Genomic DNA, 21,636 nt, shown 5'->3' with positions numbered 1-21,636 from the left:
AGCTGTCCCTTTCTGTGCCCTTACCATCAAAAGTGCTAAGGCTTACTAAGAGCTCCCGTCTATCGAAAAGACGACAGTGACATGCCGGTTTGGCTGATCGTTGCATCTACCTCTAGCACTAGTTGGATGGATTGCATCTCCTCTTCTTCCCAACGGTCCTTCAGCTTCTGCCAATCCTTCGGATATCTGCGATGGATCTGGTCGGCAAAATGCGGCAAATCGACTTTAAGTCTTTTGGCGGCTTCCCATCCCTGTTCCATGTAATCCCTGATGACTTTCTCGATTTCCTTCTGTGCCGCATGCAGTGTAGGTAAGCTGGATAAGTTGCTGCGACAATGAGACTCCGATATTGTACCTTTGACTTTAACGGAAACCCGCATCTGATAACCGTTAGCCGTTCTGTGAGGTGTCACTTTGGTTTTTGCAGACGCCGATTGAAATGATATTTGTTCTCTTTCTGTATTGGATTCTGGACAAGGAATGGATAACGTACTAATGCTCACTTTATCGGTTAACCAGGATATTCCGAAGCTTTCATTCCGTGTTAACGTTCCGATCCTCCGGTCTTTTTCAAATACGGATAATCCCGTAATTCTGAGCTTCCCGCGGGTTGAGGTTTTATGTAGTTGATCAACGGACTCCACTTTAGCCTCCGGCCCACCCACTAATTCAATCTGGGGAACACCAGCTGCTTGCGACTCCGAATCCAAACTAAAAGCTAGCTGATACATTTTAGTGGATGGGTAATTCCCGTTAAATTCATCCGTTTTCTCCAAAATATTGGCGATGGCTGCGCCTGGTAAGCGTTCTGTCGGTACAAGTTGCTTTAACAGCTCGCTAGCCTGCCCATTCGTTACCAGCACGTTGACCGTCTCACGCATATAGGTGTTTCTCCAATAGAAATCAATGATTTCGCTGATCCCCCTTTCCGCTGTCTGCTGACCAAGCACAAGGATATCCGTATGCGGAAAATATAGACGCCTGGCTGATTCCGTATAACTGACATCAATCGCTTCCCGAAGCGTTGGACCTGTTGAGGAAAATACATGGATCGGAGAGTTCGAACCGCCAGCTTTGCCAGCACCACCAGCACCGGATGAAATCGCAGACGGGTTAATTAACTGATAAGAAACGATCCACTGATCCCCTGACCGGTCTATACCGATCGCTGAGATGAGACCGATCTCGTTTAACTCAGTTTGATTCCAGCAGCCAGTCATTGAAAATGTCATGACCAGTAAAAGTGTTAAATGAGCGAAAGTGCGCATATTTCACCTCTTGTTACTTGAAGTCACTTACTCTGATCCTCTGTTGTATCCTTAAAACGTTGTTGCTCGTTCTGTCTAACAAGGTTTCGTTGACTGATCTCCTTAGGTCTGGTCTTAAGCAATGGCCATGGCAGACGGACAATCAGATCCTTCATTTCAGAGAAGCGGAGCGGTGTAAAAGGCGATAGATACGGAACGCCGAACGAAGTCAGGGACACCAAATGAACATAAATAGGCACGATGCCTGCCAATATACCGAACAATCCAAGCGTCCCTGCCAGCAGCATCAAGGCAAAACGAATTAAGCGAATAGCTGCAGCCATGCTAAAGGCTGGGATCGCGAAATTCGCAATAGCTGTAAAGGAAACTACGATCACCATCGCACCGGACACAAGTCCCGCCTGAACGGCAGCCTGTCCCAATACGAGCGCCCCCACAATCGATATGGCCGGTCCGATGACCCTTGGCATCCGAACCCCCGCTTCGCGAATGATCTCAAACGTTAATTCCATCATGAAGGCTTCAATCAGCGCCGGAAGCGGAGTGCCTTCCCTTTGTGCTGCCAAACTAATCAGAAGTGGAGTCGGAATCATTTCCTGATTAAACGTCGAGAAGGCAATATACAGGGAGGGAAGCAGCAAGGATACCACAAATGAAACAAAGCGAATGGCCCGCAAAAATGTGCTCAAATCATATCGTTGATAGTAGTCTTCACTGGAATGGAGGAACTTAAAAAAAGTAACAGGGGCTATAAGTACAAAAGGTGAGCCATCAATCAAAATAGCAACTTGACCTTCCAGCAAGCTTCCAGCCACTGCATCAGGTCGTTCTGTGTTAATCATCGTTGGAAAAGGTGTCACTGAAGCGTCCTGAATAAATTCTTCGATATATCCGCTTTCCAGAACGCTGTCCGTTTCAATGGAATGTAGCCGTGACATAATCTCCGATACCACATTCGGATCCGCAATACCATCAATATAAGCTGTCATCACTTTGGTATTGGTATATTTACCGATCACCATGGTTTGAACCCGTAAATCCGGCGTTCGAAGCCTTCTTCGGATGAGGGATAGATTGGTCGAAATATCTTCAGTAAACCCATCCTTAGGACCTCGGATCACCGTCTGGGAACTCGGCTCAACAATCGATCGCTTCTCCAGACCCGCGATTGAAGCTGAATAAGCAACTTCCAAACCATCGATTAAAATAACGGCTTTACCTTCTAACACGGCAGGAATTAACGCATTAACGGTTTGTAACTGACTGACTTGTCCTGCTGGCAAAACTTTTTTCAGTAACGAATCCATACCCGTGGTTTCAGTGACATCCACTGTAGCGGTCAACCATGCATCCATGATGCTGTTAAGCTGATCCAGATCAACGAGTCCCTCTATATAACACAGCGCAATATCCGGTATACCGTCGCGGCCCGGTACCTTTCTGACCATAAAATCAGAACTATTCCCCATTCTCTGACTCATGATTTGCATGTTGTCTTGAAGAGACGGGGTTATCAGTTGTGGTGAAGCGGTCGTTTTTTTTGTTCTGTTCTTTGGGCTGCTTCGTTTCAGCGCTTTTATCAGTAATCGACTTAACATGTCAGTCACTCCCCATTGATCCTATAGCTATTATGGGGACTTACAATTTAATTATTCCAATAATGGTTAATCTGCTCAATGCATCACCCAGATACATACTCCGTACGACACATGAACATTTTAACCATAGAGGAGGCATGTGCTATGGATTCACCTGGGTGTGCAGAACCGAACGATTCCACATCGTCGGATCAAAAGAGCAATAAAGGCAGCTTAAAGTGGTGGCAGCTTTCACTGCTTGGCATCGGTTGTACGATTGGTACGGGGTATTTCCTAGGTTCCGGCATAGGTATTAAACTGACGGGACCTTCCATGGTTTTATCATTCCTTATCGCTGCCATAGGAACCTATATCGTCTTTCATTTTTTGGCTAAAATGACGACGGCGGATCCTCAAGAGGGATCCTTTTGTTATTATGCGGGAAAAGCGTTTGGGCGGTGGGCACGTTTCGGAAGCGCATGGAATTACTGGAGCACGAAAATTCTAATCATGGGCAGTCAGCTGACGGCTCTGTCCATCCTGACCAAGTTCTGGTTCCCTGATATTCCGCTATGGATATTTGCAGCCATCTATGCCGTATTATCGATTGCCGTCGTTCTGCTTGGTACAAAAGGCTTCGATAAGGTGGAAAATGTATTGGCCGTCATCAAAACCGCGGCGATTCTCATGTTCATCCTTCTTTCTACTGCTGCGCTTATGGGCTGGATTCGCGGGGGGAGCGATGGCAGACCGGGTTTTCCCGACTCGATTGGACAAGTGTTCCCCGGCGGATTTCCCGCATTCTGGTCCTCGCTCTTATATGCTTTCTATGCCTATGGGGGTGTCGAAACTATCGGTTTGATGTCCATGCAGCTCAAAAACAAGAAGGATGCTCCCAAGTCGGGAAAAGTCATGCTCATTGGACTGACCGTGATTTACATGATATCCATCGGGCTTGCTGTCTTCATGGTTTCCTACAAACTCTTGAGCGAGAAAGAAAGCCCATTCGTAACAGCTCTATCCAGCTATCCGCTGACTTTCTTTCCCCATGTATTCAATGGAGCGATCATTATGGCCGGATTCTCGACGATGAGCGCCTCCTTGTTTGCCGTGGTGAATTTGCTTGTGACGATGGCCAAGGACGGCGATGCACCGATTATCTTTACGAAGAAACTGGAAAAGTTCCGGAAGCTGCCACTCCCTTCTCTGGTGCTTGCTGCGGTCGGACTGTCCGCTTCAATCGTCACGGCACTCCTATTGCCCGGAAAAATATACGAATATATAACAACCGCGGCCGGCATCCTGCAGATGTATAATTGGTCGTTCATTATCATTTCGGCTTACAAAATTCTAAAAGTCAGAATGTGGGATATAATTCTGGGTGGAATCGGCATCATTCTCCTGCTGGGTGCCGTAACCGGAACCATCATGGAGAAGAGCATTCGGCCCGGTTTTTTCGTCAGTTTAATCTTGGCTGCGCTAGTGGCTATCGTGACGCTGATCATGGTTAAGATATGGAATAAGATGCAGACAACACCATCAGCAATGAATAAAGAAAGGATATCTTCTTAGGAAAATACCCTTTCTTTATTGCTACTTATAGGAGCGGGATGTTCCCCTCTTCGCATTCTTTTAGTGTTTTCTCATTCCATACGGAAACCTGCACTTCGCCGATGTGGGCTTTTCTCAGAAGGAACATGCACAGCCTCGATTGTCCGATACCTCCCCCGATGGTTGGCGGCAGCACTCCTCTTACGATGGCTTGGTGAAAGTCAAGACGCAAACGTTCCATATTGCTGCTTGCGTGGAGTTGTTGACACAGCGATCGAGCATCAACCCGGATTCCCATGGATGATATTTCCACCGCGCAATTCAATACCGGATACCACAAAATAATATCGCCGTTTAAGGTCCAGTCATCATAATCCGGCGAGCGGCCGTCATGCACCTGGCCGGACTTCATCCTTCCGCCAATTTGCATAATAAATACGGCACCATGCATCCTGGCAATTTCATTCTCCCTTTCCTGCGGCGTTAAACCAGGAAAACGATCTTCCAGCTCCTGCGTCGTAATGAAGAGAATTCGCTCCGGGAGGATCGGCTCCAGGCAGGGATGGAGTTCACAGAGGTGCTTTTCCGTGGACCTGATCACATCATATATCCTTACAACTTCGTGTTCTAAGGTGCCGAGGGTACGCATGTCGTCGCATATCACTTTTTCCCAATCCCATTGATCGACGTAGATCGAATGCAGATTATCCATGTTTTCATCCCGTCTGACCGCTTTCATATCGGTGTATAAACCTTCTCCGCTCTTAAAGCCGTATTGGGCAAGGGCCGACCGTTTCCACTTCGCAAGAGATTGCACAATTTCGACCCTGCCTTCCTTCATATCCATCACATCAAAAGATACGGTCCGTTCCGTACCGTTCAAATTGTCGTTAATGCCTGTGCCTTCCTTTACCATAACGGGTGAGGAGACTTCGATTAAGCGGAGTGCCTTCTCAAGCCCGGTCTTAAAATACGATTTGGTTTTTTGTATGGCGACGGCCGTTTCCAACCTGTTTAGCCTGGATTGGTAACGCTCAGGAATCACGATAGATCTCAGCAAGTAGACTTCTCCCCTTCACAACATATTGAAATGTAAACTTCTGCCTAATTGACTGAGAACAGTTTATGTTTACCTTCCAATACTGTCGCTTTGTCCAATGTATATTGAACATAATTGGGCAGATAACCACTCGGTTATCCTGTTACAGCAAGAATGCCCTGAATACCAAAGTACACGCCGAAACCGATCAGTGATATACCCGATATGACCGATATGACAGTCAGCATATTCTCATTCAGGAAGCGACGAAGTCCCGTCGTTAAACCGGCAACGCATAGATCCCATAGGGTCAAGCCCAAAAAGATCATGCTGCTATACAACAGCAAATGGCTCGTCCCAAACGTGGAGGCGGTCTTCGCCAGGATGGAGCCATAGATCCCCAGCCAAAACAAAATCGATAACGGACTCGTAATGGACATGAAAAATCCGAGCAAAAAACAGCTGAACAACGAATCCTTTTTTCTCGCTGCCGAACTGATTTTCAATTTATTCACTTTCATAATGCTTTCAACCCCGCTGTAAATCAGAACGAATCCGCCAAAGAGCCACAAAAAGATCTGAACGATCGGAATATTGAGAAATTGAACGAGACCTAAATAAATGAACAACATAAAAGCTGCATCTGCCAGCATGGATCCGGCTCCGACTACCCAGGCATGCCAAAAGCCGTTCTTGATGCCTTTATCAAGCCTGGCCGAGTTCACGGGCCCGATGGGAGCGGCCAAAGTTAATCCCAGAATAATGTAGCTGATCAATAAATTCACATTCAATCGCATTCACTCCCGCCCACAAATCCAAAGCTTGTACATTTTATGTGAAAAAAGCGGTTGGATATGACTTCTAATTTCCCTCACCCAATAAAAAACCGCCTATGGCGGATATTATCCTCAAGGCATTTCATATCGCCAATTCAGAAAAATTAAACAACCGTTCCCCGGTGGAATCCCGAGAAACGGTTGCTGCTTAAAGCTGTCTTTTTTAGTTCGGTCTATTTAACAGGGGTATGACTATATGAGTTGGCTTTTTAATACGCTCTGTAGTCCGTTCATTATTTGTTGATCCGTTGGCCTGCATATGCTTGCACATTTAGCGGAGCTGTCAGGAATTTTGGAGCTTTGGCTACAAACCCCTGAAAATGGCTACTCGCATTGTGGAGCCCCAGAGCTTCCTGGTCTGTCCACTGTTCAACCATGAGATACGTATGATCCTGCTCCGTATCTTTGAGCAGCTTATAAGATTCGTTTCCTTGTTCTGCACGGGAAGCCTCAATAAGTTCTGTTACGGATTCCAGAAATTCTGCCTCTAGTTCACTGTTTACTTTCATTTCTGCATGAATAATAATCATCGCTATGACCTCACTTCCACTCTGCAATGCGATCAATAGGAAGGCGAGTCGTCAAACGCGCTTCTTTGGCAGCTTTACCTACAGAGATGAGCATTACCGGCACGTAACGTTCTTTCTCCATACCAAATGCTTCTGCAATTCGGGATTTGTCGTATCCACCAATTGGGTTGGTGTCATATCCACGGGCACGAGCAGCAAGCATAAGCTGCATGGAAACCAAGCCGCTATCGATCAGGATCATTTCACGGAAAGCCTGTGCCGGAATACGTCCGAACAGATCGGTATAGTTTGCCATCATTTGATCTTTAATCTCTTGTGGCAGATAACCGCGTTCCACAGCAGTACCCATAATTTCATCTGCATTGTCGAATGCGTTCATATCCCCAAATACAGCAATGACTGCGGAAGAAGTTGAAACTTGTGTTTTGTTGCCTGGTGCAAGCTCTTCAAGCGTTGCTTTTCCTTCTGGGCTATCAACGACAAGAAATCTCCAAGGCTGAAGATTAACGGATGACGGTGCCAAAGTCGCTTCTTCCAAAATTTCAGTCATTTCCTCACGGCTGATTTTGACCGATGGGTCGTATACCCGCACAGAGCGACGGGATGTAATAATTTCTTTATAATTATTGTTAAGGGAAGTTACAGTCATGATATTCTCTCCTTTAATCTCTATAAGTTAATTGGTCTTACCTGGTTCTTTCATCTGTTGAATCTGGCTGTTCAGCTTCTGGAGAGCTTGAACTAACACAAGTCGTTCGGATTCAGTGAGATCTGCCTGCAGCTTCTCCATAAATTGATCTTTCTCCGCCTTAAACGCTGCTACCTTACTTTTGCCCGCTTCGGTTAGTTGAACTAACGTTATCCGGTTGTCATTCTCACATCTGGTGCGCAGAAGTATGCCTTCCGCTTCCAACTGCTGAACATGACGGGTCACCGCAGCTGGATCAATAGACACTGCCTTCTGCAGATCCGACTGGCTAATTTCGCCACCCGTTAGTTTGCAGAGGAGTTCCAGCCGATTAGGACTAACTCCAGCACATCGTTCAAACCGAGTCGCAATATGCTTATTCAGATGCATTAGCAAGTACAGCAGGTCTTCTGTATGACATGTAGAAATGGTAGAGACCTCCTTCAATTCATTGATCCATCAATGTTTGATGGGTCAATGATATACCTTTGATTTCTGAAAATCAAGTCTTTGCATAAAAAAACCGAATGATTTCCGTGAATGGAAACGATCCGGTCTATTAATAAGGTGCGATTATGCCGCTATTCGATTTGCATGAACATTCATGCAAATTGCGTTTAATCAAACGTCACATTCCTTTGAAACTCGTTGCATTGAAAATGGCCCGCTTCGGCGTTCATGATAGGCTCACCGTTGATACGCAAATTCCGGAAATGAACGCCTGTCACCCTTCGATTCGCGTCGTATCCGGCAATCGCTCCCTTGTGTCGACCATACCGATCTGGTATTTCTCGCGTTAAGCCTCCTATCGCATGCAATGTCGCGATCCTTATGCGCTTGTCTGATTTAGCCATAATCTGCACTGCGTTCATCGGGAAGCAGCTTCTTTTAAACAAAAATCCCTACCTCTAATATAAAATCGACCGTTTCTCCTTAACGGGAAACGGTCGACTCCCAAAATGCTCTTCGGTATAGCCGCAAATACTTATGCCGAAGGATCGGTCCTCGCTTCGTCTTCACTCACAACGATATCACATAAGGTTCGCAGCCCTGTCGTATAACCTAATCGCCCTTGCGTATGATCCCAATAGTAGTAATCCCCGTGCATCCATATCAAATCATACGCTTCGCCCAGGGCTGCATTGCGAACGACAAAAGGTCGAACGTTGTTTTGGCTCGAGTCTTCGGTGACTTGATTTATTGTAGCGATCGTCCCGTCATCCGCGATGACGCAATGATGAATTTCGAAGACCTCACCGTGTTTACCCTGTACAGGGAATGACATATACACGGTGGAAGGGTCGTTATGATCCAATGTCATGCCTCCGGAATAGCAATGTTCTCTTTGATCATTTTGGTGGAACCAACGTCCGCCATCCGCTAAGGGAGTAATTCGCCACTCGGTGCCTGACCACTTGGCGTAACAATAGTGGTGGCGATTCTTCTCCTCATGGATCCTAACAAACAAAATCACCGGGTATCCCTCTTTATCCACGGCAATATCCCAGTTCCAGTTGCGTATGCCCGGCTGGCGATCCACCAAATGGGCCGGATCCGTTTCTTTGTTATCCAGCTTTAGAGGCCCACGGTTCAGATCTGCGAGCTGATGTCCATCAGCGCCGTGCAGCCTCAGGGTATTCACGTCCAAATACGAATAGTATAACGAATTCGGAATCATATTGTCCGGATGCGTATAGGTATACGTCATCATAATTTTGTCTTTTCCGTTCGTTTCGTACTTGGCATACGGCCTTTTTCCGGTTTCTTGTTCATGGCTCCTGGAATCCACGATCTGCTTCGGTTCCATGTCGCATGAGACGTCGCCATCTGGATCCGGCAGCGTGAACCTGGCGACGGTCGGGTGCCAGTTCACGCCCCGCCACAGCAGATAGAAATAACCGGGCTGATCCGTCATCACGAAGGGAGAAGGATAGGTGGTATTCCCATATCCCGTGGTATCGATGATTTTTTCGGGCCCTAACGTCTCAAGATCGTCAGGACGGGTGGTTACGCGATAATAGAAATACGGGGTTGTCGAGTGCTCGGAATAAAAAATCATCACCCGGCCGTCAGGCAGTGCCAAAAACGTTGGATTGTTATGGTCATCCTGCTGAAAACCCGTTCGCACCTGTACCTGCTTGCGTTCTTGGGTTATATGATCATATTGGACCGCCTGGATGTTACCCGCAACATCGATATATCCGATATACGTCTTGACGCTGCCTGTCGCGGCATTGACATATCGCATCGCCCTCGGATCGGCAAACCAGCACCAGGCACCGTCATCGGTAAGGGTTGCAGGGATGCGTTCGATGCGTTCAGCATTAAGGTTACTATTGGAATTCGTCATCTGAGAGACCTCCTCGCTTCCTTGTCGGATCACTTGATTGTTTCATGATGATCCACTATCATTTCATCCCAGCCAATCCATCCAGCTGATTCTGCAGCTCCTCCATGAAGCTCGGGAATCCAGCTTCGTTCATCCGCTGCCTCGCAAGCGCCAAATCCGCTTCGATGTCTTCGGACATGCCGACGGACAGCGGTACGATGTAATGCGATCTGACTGCCTCCATGGCTGCAAGCTCCTCCGTTATCGCCCCCGTATCGAAACGGAATGCCGCCAGCGGGCTCTCACCATTCGCTTCGGCCCGTTTCGCGCCTTCCGAATGCAAATGCTCGACGATGGCCTGCCATTCTCCCGGATATATTGAGACCACCGCCATCGATCCAGCTTTGTTTAACTCCATGGATTTGCCGATGTTAGAGGACCCTGGTTCCGCTATTTCTTTGTTTTACCTATTTCACAGTAATATGCGGACAAGAGATCCGCTATTGCAGGATTTAGCGTGGAATCATTCGCGATTATGGTGCAATAACGGATCCTGTGTCCGCAAGATCACCATAACGAGCTCATTTCGGCGAAATAGCGAACCCTCTGTCCTCATGTTTACAATATGGGGCAATTCAAGCACGAAGCGGAGCTTCTGCCTTCATGATCCAATATGAGGCAAATTCCAGCATGAAGCGGATCCTCTGTCCTCATGTTTTCAATATGAGGAAATAATGCCACTCATCTCGGAATTGGTCTGCAATATTCGGGTATAATCGGTAATCCGCTCAAATGACGATAGCTGTTCCCACACCTGCATAGCTTCGGCTCTTTTAAGAAAACCTCGTTGATCTGCTCGTCGATCATGATCATCAACGAAATATCTTCAAGATGGGTGAACTTGGCCGACCGCAACGACTGCCTGAAGAATTTCTTGTATGCCCAGCCGCCTCCATTCGATCGCCTCAACGAGGCCCTCCCTTGTGTAAACGTCGTCGTCGGCAATCAGCACTTTCACCGAATGGCTCCCTCCCCTCCCCTGTATTCATAAGTTCCGCAGATTCGTAAAGACAACGCTTTCAACTTATCGGATGGCTCTATGCTTCCATGCCTTCTTGTCCGTATTTTATATCATCGCATCTCTCTTTAGCTACTATATAAACGGCACCGATTCCATCTTTTTTGCCAAGACCAGTAGGATTAAGATAAAAAAAGCTGCCATTCAGCAGCTAATCTTTGACTTATTTAATGTAGGCAGCCTGTTGATATTAAAAAAATCGGCTGAAATGAAATGGATGACTTGCCGCTCTAAGCTGCCAGCCATACTCATGTCTATGTTTTTACAACGCATGCTACGCTAGTGGACACGATTACTTCCGACGAGCGGCCTCCGCCAACTCGGAGAGCCACTGTGCCCTCTCCCCTTCGGCTTTGGCGGCTATCTTCTTCAGCTTGTCGGTTCCGCCCCAGATCAAATATACGATATGCTCCACCCGGTAATACGGGAGGTCGCGAACTTGATCGAGCAGCAGCCTGACGTTTAGACCGTGTTCCATGTCCGATTGGATCTTCAGTTTCATCGAATCGGTGCAGTGCAGCATGCACTTTACCAAGGTTGGAATGGTTTCAACGCTAACACCATGCCGCTCAATAAAAGATACCGTGAAATGGTTTTGAACGGATTGATGTTCGTCGTCGACTTTGCCCATGTATTCTTCCACCAACGGGAAATACGTTTGATCCTTCAATCCGAGGCCAAAGACAGCGTAACTTCCCGGCATGCAATTTTTTTCCCCTTCCGTATCCGCATACCATTCAAACGGCTCCATCGCTGCTTTGGCGTACTCCTCCAAGTAAGGATACAAATCCGGGTATTCCACGGCGTTGGCGAAGAACCGATGCGTTCCCGACTTGGCCAATCCTTTGATCGGCAGCCACTGTTTGACCGAGGATTTCAGTTTGATTTGATAGCTTTTCGGGAATCCCAGGTTAAAGAGGCGCGTCAAAAACCGGAGCGCGCGAGCGTAGCTCTCCCCTGTTTCCTGTTTAATGGCTATGGAGACCTCGGCAAACACATCGTTTGCCGTACAATCCACCATTTCATCACGCAAGGAGATGTCTTCCTTCACGAAGGTCCCGCTTCCTTCCTTGGCCAATCGTTTGGCCCGTACGCTCCCCAGTTCCTTGGCACAATCCAACATGGCCAATCCTGTGCTTCTGCTATAGGAGGGCTCGTATTTCAGAATTAGGATGGCGGCATAGATCAGCAGTTCGATTGGACCCTGCTCGGTATTTTCCAAATGAATGTCGATTTTTTTCTTGTATTCCCGCTGCCATTGCGTCCCAATATTATCGAAATAACGCGGAAGCCAACGCTGCTCAGCCCAATTCCGCAAAGCCGTGATTAGATAAGAACGATGCTCTGCGAGATGTTGGTTCCCTTTGTTCAATTGCTGAACCCGCTCAAAAACGGCAATGATCCATGCGGGATCCGCGTCAGGAAACAGTCCCTCGTCCAGGATGTGCCTGGACAGGAAAAACGTCTCCAACGGTTTCGTCGGATAGGTTCCCGCTTCTAGCTTATTGGCAATATAGATTGAGATTCGTTCCTGTAATTGCTTCTTCTTTGTCTCATCTACGTATGTAAGAATACAAAGGTTCAGGTCGCCTTCCCGTACTCGAAACTTGCCGTTAAACGTAAACTGATAATCGATGAACGAGCTCGGAACCTCGTCCAATTTATCCTGCATATAAGAGGATAGCTCAGGAACAATGTGCTCTCGCACATGTTCTTCAGTCAACGGCTCACCAGGCATGCCCTTGTCTACCGGCATCGATAAGTCCAGCTCATCATCCGTCATGCTCACCCTGCCCTTGTCATATTCAAGCAGCGCATAGTCGTGAATCCCGATCTGCAGCGGAGTACGCTTCACGATTTTGTCCGCGTTTTTATCGCTGATATAGGCCATCCATTTGTCGATCTCCTGTTTCATTTCGTTCAAAAGTGTATCCAGTGTCTGATCCATGTTCCACTATACTCCTTTATATCATTCCGTATTGTCCCTCATCCACCCTTACACTTTCCATGATCATGACTTAAACCTCTATTCGCCGCCCCTTCATGGATTTGACCCCATACAAATCTTGGAATCTATTGCTTCATCTATGATACTATAAAACCGTCTCAATTAAAGATCATTTCTAAGAGCATACATGCGATTCTGGAATAAGGAGGTTGTTCATTGAGCGCAAAAACAATGGATCGAAAGATGGGATAAGGAACAAACCGCCGAAGTGAATCTGGCTTTGGCTGCCGTTACAGTCAAACAAAATAAGCATAAAAAAGAACGGAGTTTCCCTTCCTCTCCCTTTGGCGTGACAGATGCAGGGCAAGAGGATTTCAGCAGAGTCACCTTGAGTGAAATTATCCAGTAGTTGCATTAGATGCAAAAGCCGCCATTTCTCGGCTTCTTTACTATCGCTGAAACATCCTCGTGCTTGATGCTACGTTGATCCATGATCTGGTCGAAACCGTACTTACCCATCAGGTTAAGCTGATGACCAGCCTATCAATCCACGCCAATTCGCCTTGAACCTGGGAGATCGAATACCGCAGAACCTCGTCCCGGAACAACGCATCTCCGCCTTCATCCAGTCTTCTCTCGATATCTGACAGCAGTTCTACCAAGTCCTTCTTCCTCCTATGTAAAATCCGAATCCGGTCCTCCTTAGAAATACGATCGAACAGGGACACTCTTACCATGAATTCGATTTGATGTTTTGCATCTTTTTCGGTGAATTCGTTAATGAGGTTTGCGATTTTTTCCCTCCCTGCTTCTGTAATTTCATAAACATACTGATTCGGTCTGCCTTCCTGCTCATTTCGATGTTTCCGAACAAATCCCTCATCCGTAAATTTTCGCAATGTTGGGTATAACATGTTGTGATTGACGTCCATCAAATAACCGAGATCTTTCTGGATTTCTTTTTTTATTTCATACCCGTGTTTCGGGGATTTTTCGATTTGGATCAAAATAAGAAGTTCAAGATACATGATCGTTCAGGCCTTTCGTCAACAGATTTGGCAATATTGCTGAAATGCAGCACACCTCTAGCGTATATGTTCTACTAAAATCCGACAAGGAAGAATATAAACGGAACTTTGGACATGGGCCATTGGAAACTATGACCATTTACGATGTTATGTTAAATTAACATATGTTATATTAAACTAGCATTGGAGGGAATGTAATGAATCATGATATCATCTCCTTAGAGGAAATCACGCAATTCCATTCACCGACCGAAGAATTCAATCCTTATGATTGGTACAAGCACAAATTACAGCATGAGCCCATCGTTTATAACCAGGCGACCAATACATGGAACGTCTTCCGCTACGATGATGTAAAGAGGGTTCTAAAGGACCATGAATATTTCTCTAGTGCAAGAACCCGAACAACGATTAGCGTCGGCGCCGACAATGCTGAAGGCCAGAAGATGAGTAAAATCAACCTTCAATCCGATCCGCCGGAGCACCAAAAAAGCAGAGCATTGATTTCTGCAGCTTTTACCCCTCGCAGTTTAAAACTCTGGGAGCCGCGCATTCAAGAGATAGCGGAGCAGCTTCTGAACGAAATGGGAGACGCCGATGTCATTGATATCGTTCAAAATTACGCGAGTGCGCTGCCGACCATCGTCATAGCGGATCTGCTCGGCGTCCCTTCGGAAGACCGCTTGTTGTTTAAGGAATGGGTCAACCATTTATTCCTCCCCTTGCCTAAAAACCATTCGGAAGATGTACAGGAACTGAAACGTCAAGCAGCCAAGGAATATTACAATTATCTCTACCCTCATATCGTCCAAAAAAGAGCAAATCTATCTGACGATATCATCTCCGACCTCATTCAAGCCGAGGTGGATGGGGATCGATTATCGGATGACGAGATCGTCAGAACGACGATGTTCATACTCGGTGCGGGTATTGAAACGACGACCCATCTGCTTGCCAACACGTTCTATTCCTTCTTATATGACAACAACCAAATTTATGGAGAAATTCGAGCCGACCGCGAGCTTCTTCCTAATGCCGTAGAGGAAATGCTCCGATATCGGTTTAACATTGCCAAAATGGACCGGACCGTAAAACAGGATAACGATATACTCGGCGTGGATTTAAAGCAGGGCGATGTCGTCGTCGCATGGATGAGCGCTGCCAATATGGATGAAGAGGTATTCGAGGATCCCTTCACCTTGAATATCCACCGCGCCAATAATAAAAAGCATTTAACTTTTGGTAACGGTGCACACTTCTGCCTGGGAGCTCCGCTAGCACGACTTGAGGCAAACATTGCGATAAGCAGATTTATGGATTACTTCCCGCGTATTGAGCCCATTGCCGATTTTAAACTGGAGGATAACCTGAGTCCGTCTGCGGCAGGACAAATGTTGACGCAGCTTCCAATCCGTGTTCATCGGTAATGCTGACCTATGTCCATTCATGATGTACGATCAAAAAAAGCCCTGCACAGCAAGGGCTCATGGTATCAAGAGACCCTGTCTATTTCTAAAGGCACAGGGTCTCTCACTTTTTATGCACTCATTCTTTCACTTTGTTCCTCTTAGGTTCATACCAATAACCCGGACGCCCGTTGATTAAACGCATGAGCGCTTCAAGAAAGAAATAATCCCCCCATATAACAAAATCGTCCGGCGCGATCCCTCCCCTGACAAAATACGAACCATGCCGCAAAAAACCTTCTTCATCCGGATTACCGTCCGTAAAATAACCGTTAACCATCGAGACCATCGAACGCCGAACGGCATTTATGAAAAATTCTCTGCGGGGATCATCGCCTGGGAGCTGATCCGCGATTTCCAGCATCCCGCATGCCGCAATGGCAGAGGCAGAGCTGTCCCTCGGCGTTAGCGCCGATGCCGGGACGTCGAAATCCCAATAGGCGACCTGATCATCCGGAAGGTGGTCGATGTAGTAACACGCCATTCGAATGGCCGTGTCCAAATATTGCGGATCTTTGAAATAACGGCAGGCTAATGCAAATCCGTAAATTCCCCAGGCCTGACCCCGAGACCATGTGGAACCGTCCTGAAATCCTTGAAACGTTCCGCCTCGCACGGAATCGCCTGATTCCGGGTCAAAATAAAAAGTATGATAGGAAGAGCCGTCTCCGCGCACCAGGAATTTCAAGCTTTTGTCAGCGTGAATGCGTGCGACATCGGCATATGCAGCATTTCCAGTCTGTTCGGTGGCCCAGCATAACAAGGGCAGATTCATCAGGCAGTCGATGATGATCCTTCCGCCGTTTTGAGGATCATGTTCAGGACCCCATGCCTGGATAAGCTGAAGCGAGGGCCTCCATCGTCTCATGAGCGCATCTGCGGCTTGCAGTGCCGTGTTCTTGGCAGCCTCGTCTCGTTCCACGAACCATTCCGCCAAAGCGGATAATGAATACAAAAAGCCGATATCATGATGCTCCAGCTTTTGGTTTTGCGTTAATCTCTCTTGAAACGAACGCACGGATCGGATAGCTGCCTCACGAAAGCAGGGATCCTTGCCGTACTCGTAACTTAGCCACAGAATGCCAGGCCAAAATCCCTCCGTCCAATCCGTATGATTCACCAGCTGATACTTGCCGTCCCCGTTTCCGACATGCGGAAACCGATGTTCAAACCGGGCGATATTCGCTTTGGTTGTGTGTAAGGTTCGTTCGATGACAGCGTTCCAGTCCATAATGCCCTCCCATATCCATTTTGTTTCATCTGTTCTGGCTCCATCCCGATACCGATACCGTCTATAGTTCGACTATTTCGGTTCGACTTCATCCAGGGTCATGCGGTATTCCAGATCCTTCATGTACGTCCCGTCCGCGTGCAGAAAGGTCATGCCGAAGGCAATATCCCCGCCGGTTCCGCAGACGATCGCGATCAGCCGGTTAAGTCCGCCCTTCAAGACAAGCTCGCGCTCCGGTTCACGCACATGCTCACCGTTCAGGTAAATGGCATACGGCACATTGGCATGAACTCGCAAACGTCCCGTGCGGACTGGCTTAGCACCTCCAGGTACCTGCACAAAACAGCTCATAAACCATGGCTCATCTCCGGTGCAGGCAATCCGCATCATTCCATCCTCGGGCTGCCGCTCTTTTTTCTGCATCCAGCCGTATAGGCCTTCACCCAAATTGTTCAACGAAAATTCGGGATCGGTATAGTAGGTCTTCATCGCCTCGTAATCGACATGAGACGGGCAAGGCAGTACCATAACCGCTTCCACGGCCCACGCCCCGTCGTCTTTCTCGCTCTCCAGCAAGCCGTCATCAAAGACGGCACCCTGATTGGCGAGCAAACGGGTATAGAGTCTCAGTGCTTTTTCATTGGTGGGGTCTAGCAGAAGCTGGGAGCACAGGATGGAGCCTGCCCCCGTCCTCTCTTGGATCAGAAACGCTCCGGAGGAACGGGCTTTCCTGCGGTTCAGTTCGACCAGTGCGAGACGGCTGTATTCGGATGTGTAACCATTCGCAAAATAATCCTTCCAAGCGGTTCCCTCGATGCTTACGCACAAAGCGTCCGTGCCCTGCACCTCAAGCCGGTTACTGGCCAGCGGCCGGTTGGTGACATCACGCGGCGAAAGGAACACTTTATCATAGCCGAACAGGTCAACCGGGCTGAAGCCGCGTACGACCTCGTTGATGTAATCCGCCGCTAAATGGTACGTCTCGTGCGGCTCCGCGCGCACCGGCCGATCCAACAAGCGGGCTAGCGTGTCCTGCTGACTGCTGTCCGCCGGCAGGACAAGCACATGCCCGCCGGCTTCGGCATAACGCCGGACGGCCTCGGCTGCGCCAGGAGCCGCAAGCAGGCTTGCTTCGGCTACCAACAGGCCGAATGAATGCGCGGACGATACGGGAAGGTCGACCCATCCATTTTCGTCGTGAGTCGCGTCTTTATTGATCAACGCATCGGCATCCAGCACCGTGCAGCGCAGCCGAAGCCGGTCGAGGAACGCAGCCGCTTCCCCGCCGGGACGGACCAGCGCACCCACCGGCCGCCCAGTCGCACCGCGAGCTATCTCAGTACGACCGGTGTAAGCCAGCAGGTTGCGCAGCAGCAGGCAGGCTTGCGGAGCGCACCGAAGATTAGCCATCAGCTCCAGCTGATTGGCCACAAACATGCCGCTTCCGCTTCGGTACTCCAAGAGCGGTGTCCATAGATCCCCACCATCGCCGAAGTCGCCGGCGCTGCATTCCAGCAGCAGGGTGAAATCGCCTTGGAGCGGCTTTTCGAATGCGGCGTGAATGATCGGCAGCGGGCCCTCTTCGCGAAGCTTTTCGTGCCAGAACATCAGATCCGGGTCGCTTAAACCCTTCAGCACCGGATGTTGGTAATCGCCGGCATGGGCCCGAAGAAACGGCCTTCGCGACAGCCTCAGCCGGCCGCCGAGCGACAATCCTGTCTGCTCCAGCAGCAGCAGGCGACCGCCGCGTGCGACGAAGCCTTTTAGCAGCGCCTCCAACCCGCCATCCGGGTCCTCCAACTTGCTCCCGATGATCAGCAACTGATCGCATGACAAGAGAGCAAGCCCTTCCCGGGCTACCCGCTTGCAGCCGGGAACAAGATTTCGAATCTTGAAGTAATCTTCATCCGATCCCCAATAAGCCGCCGGGCGATCAACATCGACCGGCTCGTGAAGCAGGGTTCCCGACACAAGCCGGTATTCCTTCCGCAGCTCATGCATAAGCCGATCGCCGTGGAACAGCTCTGCCGTCAATACTATCGTTCCTTCCGTCTCAACGGAGAGCGGTGCCCACGACATCTCGATGGTTTTCTGCTCGGCCGGCTCCTGACGGAAAGCGAAACAGCGTTCATGAACGACCGTTTCCCCTTGCCTAATCACGCACTCAATCCGAACATCCTGAGCGGACAACGTGTCGTTGAAGACGTCAAAGCTGCGTGTAATGGTTGCGTCGTCGTAGAAACAGCGGTTGTATTCGGCTGCAAACATCGTGACCGGCTTAAACGCCTCCCCCATGATGGCAAATGCCGGATTAGGCACGTACGTCGGATGTTCCGGCAGCAGGCCGTTATTGATCGTAAGCGAATAGGCCGGTATCACCTTGGGCTTTACCCCCGGCAAGCCTGGTCCGGACGATGGAACAGCGACGTCGTTCTCCGGCATTGACCGCATGAAATAATGAGCAAAATTGAACGTAGCTATGCCCGAGACGCCTTGCCGCCGCGCATACTCCACGAATAGGCGTTCCTTTTGCGCCAGCCCGGCCGTGCTTTCGTCCGTACTCCGATATGCCTGCAGCCCCGCATACATGCTGGCGTTTTGCGGGCATATGTACCACCAGCCACCGTGTTCACCGAAGGTCAATGGGACCGAACGGTCCCATTGCGCGATGGTGCCGTCAATATTGTAATGGCGGCTTTCCACCTCCGTATGGGCTTTGGACACCAGTCGGTTGTCGCCTTCGGCGACGATCGGACGCGTGGCGTCCAGTTCCCGGATCGCCTCCATGAGGCCTGGAATATGCAGCTTATAGCCGTCCCGGCCGTCCACCCAGCGCATTTCGTTCTGCAGGCTCCACATGATGACGGAAGGATGATTCTTGTCTCGCTTCACGAGCCGCTGTACATGCAAGCGGCAGTTGTCCAAGTAATCGGGATGGTCGGCGAGCATGGATTTGCCCGATCCGTATATCGCCGTTTCGTCGATGATCAGCATGCCCTCTTCGTTGGCGATTCGCACATAATCCTCCGGATAAGGCTCAGCATGCAGCCGGATGCTGTTGATTCCGACGGAGCGGCACATCCGGTACCAGTTGCGGATGTACGCTTCGGTCTGCTGCAGTCCGCCTTGAAAATGCCACGAATCGCCGCGCAAACGGATCGGAATGCCATTCAACATGAATTGCGGACCTTCGCACCAAAATTCACGGAAACCAAACATTTCCTCGCGCCGCTCCAGCACCTTCTCTCCTTCTACAAGTTCAAGCTCAGCCATATACAAATACGGCGTATCCGGATCCCATAACATGGCATCGCTCCACTCCAGATCAAAGGAAGCGCGGTAGACCGCCCCGCCGCGTTTGTTTTCGCACAGCCTAACCTCCACCGCAGCCGCTGGATCGATGCGCTGTGCCGTCTTCTCTGCCTGGAGGACAGGCACGGCCCGCCCTCCGTCTCCGAATCGCAGTCCGCCTTCTTCCCCCTCACGTGCAGAAAATCCCTCCGTTTCGCCTCCAAGCCTGCTGCTTTGCAATGACTTCTTCTCATCAGCCGCATACCGGCTGCTGCTACTGCTTATCGAGTCTGCAACTTCCCTCGTATCTGACTTTTCTTCCTCTTGCCTTAGCACGCCAATCTCCCGTACGCTCAACCTGACGTGAAGGGGACCGTGCTCCTCTCCCATTTCCGCCGTCCCAGCGGTGACGTCCAGTTCAAGCCGCCCTCTCCGAACGGATGTGCGGATGGTTACGTCCTCTATAGACAGGACCGGATGGCTTTCCAGGTAAACGTCCTGCCATATTCCACGGGCAACATTGCCGAACCAGGAGCCCATCAGCCCGGTCACCTTCACCATGCCGTTTGCCAACGTTACTTTATCGAAGCTGCCGCATACGACATCGAGATGATGCTCGCGCCCCCGCTCGACCCAAGGCGTGATATCGAGATGCAGCGGCAGGTAGCCGTCTTCCCATACGGCGACTTCTTCCCCGTCGAGAAATAGGACGGCCTTTTGCATGATGCCGTCCATTCGCAGCACAATCCGCTCCCCGGACATGGATTCGGGAATTTGAAAACTTCTATGCAACACGCCCGCTTCCGCGCGGTCCCATTCTTTCGGGTAGCCGTAGAGATCCATCGGGGCATACCCATGCTCGCAAATTTCGCCAAACGTTCTGCCGTTCGCCTGCACATAGGACCGTCTCCAGCTGGAAGGAACCTTTATTTGCTGCGGCTCGTAGACGATCTCCTCCGGAAGCTGCCGGCACTGCGGCTGCCCATAGAGCGGCATGAAGTCCCAGTCCCCGTTCAGGCATAACCGGTTACCCATGGTGTGCTCCCTTCCTTTCGAAGAAGGAGCGTGCATCCAGTACAAGCTCCAACTCCCGCCAGATCTCCTGACCGGAGGGAGCTTCCTCCCACTTCATAAAATGCGGATCCATCACCGCCGCCCAATCGTTCGGCCGTAGAGTCGTTTTCAGCTTTCCTTCATAAGGGGCTGGCTCGAGAGTGGCTGGAAGCTCTGAGTAAAAAAAGAGCAAATTCTCATGCAAACCGATGATGCCAAATTTATCTCCGTCGCCCGGCCGTTCTTCCTGGTACTGGTAATGATAGTACACGTAGCTTGACACCTCTTCGGGCTTTAGCCGGGCAATCCTTCCATACGGTACACTGTGAACATTTCCCCGTACCCAATGCTGCTCGGAAACGGGTGCTTGATAATGGAAAATGTCGGCCATCGACGTCCACCTGCGTCCCGGATCCCCTCCTGGCCAAACGGCCAGCCATGCCTCAGCTTGCGGCAGCAGACTTTCCGGAAGGACCTTCTCCCCATGGCATTCATAATAAAGAAACAACTGGCTTCCGTCTGCAAACAAGCTTAATCGGGACACGCATTTTTGTTCCATCGCCGCATGGACCTCTTGTGAAATACTTTTGCCCCGTAACAGCATAAGGATATCTTCCTCGATTCCCTCTGCCCTATATAGGCATCGTTGCATGATGAACCTCCTCGTGAATTTTGAAGCTGTGGAGATCAAAATTCGTATCCTTTTTATTTGACGATTGTAAA

Annotated in this window: 18 protein-coding genes; 3 read left to right on the top strand and 15 right to left on the bottom strand. The window is 49.4% G+C overall.

From position 1 onward, the window contains the following. Positions 1-59: 59 nt before the first annotated feature. Entirely contained in the window at positions 60-1,268 is a 1,209-nt protein-coding gene (locus tag PAEVO_RS06915) for a Ger(x)C family spore germination protein (protein WP_100536891.1), read from the bottom strand. A gap of 23 nt (positions 1,269-1,291) precedes the next feature. Beyond that, positions 1,292-2,866 (bottom strand): spore germination protein, encoded by a 1,575-nt coding sequence (locus PAEVO_RS06910; protein ID WP_100536890.1) that lies wholly within the window; start codon positions 2,864-2,866, stop codon positions 1,292-1,294. A 144-nt stretch (positions 2,867-3,010) separates the two neighbouring features. On the opposite strand from PAEVO_RS06910, the gene PAEVO_RS06905 reads away from it, so the two are divergent. After that, positions 3,011-4,417, top strand: coding sequence for an amino acid permease (locus PAEVO_RS06905; RefSeq protein ID WP_100536889.1), 1,407 nt, complete (start codon positions 3,011-3,013; stop codon positions 4,415-4,417). A gap of 25 nt (positions 4,418-4,442) precedes the next feature. On the opposite strand, the gene asnA is transcribed toward PAEVO_RS06905, so the two are convergent. The 5 genes from asnA to PAEVO_RS06880 all read right to left on the bottom strand — a co-directional run bounded on the left by asnA (position 4,443) and on the right by PAEVO_RS06880 (position 7,879). Further along, positions 4,443-5,438: an aspartate--ammonia ligase gene (gene asnA / locus PAEVO_RS06900; protein WP_243390854.1), complete on the bottom strand. Its 996-nt coding sequence runs from the start codon at positions 5,436-5,438 to the stop codon at positions 4,443-4,445. 152 nt (positions 5,439-5,590) lie between these two features. Further along, the gene (locus PAEVO_RS06895; RefSeq protein ID WP_100536887.1) at positions 5,591-6,226 is read right to left on the bottom strand and encodes a LysE family transporter; all 636 of its coding nucleotides are present in this window, start codon (positions 6,224-6,226) and stop codon (positions 5,591-5,593) included. Positions 6,227-6,504: 278 nt separating this feature from the next. Beyond that, the gene (locus tag PAEVO_RS06890) at positions 6,505-6,801 is read right to left on the bottom strand and encodes a putative quinol monooxygenase (RefSeq protein ID WP_100536886.1); all 297 of its coding nucleotides are present in this window, start codon (positions 6,799-6,801) and stop codon (positions 6,505-6,507) included. A 10-nt stretch (positions 6,802-6,811) separates the two neighbouring features. After that, positions 6,812-7,450, bottom strand: a complete 639-nt coding sequence (locus PAEVO_RS06885) for a nitroreductase family protein (RefSeq protein WP_100536885.1) — start codon at positions 7,448-7,450, stop codon at positions 6,812-6,814. 27 nt (positions 7,451-7,477) lie between these two features. Beyond that, a complete protein-coding gene (locus tag PAEVO_RS06880; protein WP_243390655.1) occupies positions 7,478-7,879 on the bottom strand; it encodes a MarR family winged helix-turn-helix transcriptional regulator in 402 nt (133 codons plus the stop codon). 248 nt (positions 7,880-8,127) lie between these two features. Between PAEVO_RS06880 and PAEVO_RS33710 the strand changes: the two genes are divergently transcribed. Beyond that, a complete protein-coding gene (locus PAEVO_RS33710) occupies positions 8,128-8,289 on the top strand; it encodes a hypothetical protein (RefSeq protein WP_165789622.1) in 162 nt (53 codons plus the stop codon). Positions 8,290-8,474: 185 nt separating this feature from the next. Here the strand turns inward: PAEVO_RS33710 and PAEVO_RS06870 are convergent, their stop codons facing one another. The 5 genes from PAEVO_RS06870 to PAEVO_RS06845 form a co-directional block, all read right to left on the bottom strand. Then, a complete protein-coding gene (locus PAEVO_RS06870; RefSeq protein WP_100536882.1) occupies positions 8,475-9,839 on the bottom strand; it encodes a BNR repeat-containing protein in 1,365 nt (454 codons plus the stop codon). Positions 9,840-9,897: 58 nt separating this feature from the next. After that, on the bottom strand, positions 9,898-10,236 hold the full coding sequence (locus PAEVO_RS06865) for a DUF3502 domain-containing protein (protein ID WP_106426993.1): 339 nt from the start codon (positions 10,234-10,236) through the stop codon (positions 9,898-9,900). Between the two features lie 323 nt (positions 10,237-10,559). Further along, positions 10,560-10,787, bottom strand: coding sequence for a hypothetical protein (locus tag PAEVO_RS33450; RefSeq protein ID WP_133120305.1), 228 nt, complete (start codon positions 10,785-10,787; stop codon positions 10,560-10,562). 401 nt (positions 10,788-11,188) lie between these two features. Beyond that, a complete protein-coding gene (locus PAEVO_RS06855) occupies positions 11,189-12,844 on the bottom strand; it encodes a DUF6138 family protein (RefSeq protein WP_100536879.1) in 1,656 nt (551 codons plus the stop codon). Positions 12,845-13,362: 518 nt separating this feature from the next. Further along, complete coding sequence (locus PAEVO_RS06845; RefSeq protein ID WP_100536878.1) at positions 13,363-13,872, bottom strand: PadR family transcriptional regulator; 510 nt, start codon at positions 13,870-13,872, stop codon at positions 13,363-13,365. A gap of 197 nt (positions 13,873-14,069) precedes the next feature. Here PAEVO_RS06845 and PAEVO_RS06840 point away from each other — a divergent pair, with 197 nt between their 5' ends. Then, entirely contained in the window at positions 14,070-15,299 is a 1,230-nt protein-coding gene (locus PAEVO_RS06840) for a cytochrome P450 (RefSeq protein WP_100536877.1), read from the top strand. Positions 15,300-15,417: 118 nt separating this feature from the next. On the opposite strand, the gene PAEVO_RS06835 is transcribed toward PAEVO_RS06840, so the two are convergent. The 3 genes from PAEVO_RS06835 to PAEVO_RS06825 form a co-directional block, all read right to left on the bottom strand. Continuing rightward, on the bottom strand, positions 15,418-16,569 hold the full coding sequence (locus PAEVO_RS06835; protein ID WP_100536876.1) for a glycoside hydrolase family 88 protein: 1,152 nt from the start codon (positions 16,567-16,569) through the stop codon (positions 15,418-15,420). A gap of 72 nt (positions 16,570-16,641) precedes the next feature. Then, entirely contained in the window at positions 16,642-20,895 is a 4,254-nt protein-coding gene (locus PAEVO_RS06830) for a glycoside hydrolase family 2 protein (protein WP_100536875.1), read from the bottom strand. Further along, entirely contained in the window at positions 20,888-21,565 is a 678-nt protein-coding gene (locus tag PAEVO_RS06825) for a hypothetical protein (protein WP_100536874.1), read from the bottom strand. The genes PAEVO_RS06830 and PAEVO_RS06825 overlap by 8 nt, the downstream gene beginning before the upstream one ends. Between the last annotated feature and the right edge of the window lie 71 nt (positions 21,566-21,636).

The sequence above is a fragment of the Paenibacillus sp. GM2FR genome, from assembly GCF_002803325.1.
Lineage (GTDB): Bacteria > Bacillota > Bacilli > Paenibacillales > Paenibacillaceae > Paenibacillus_AQ > Paenibacillus_AQ lautus.
This window is presented reverse-complemented; position numbering and strand designations above follow the sequence as displayed.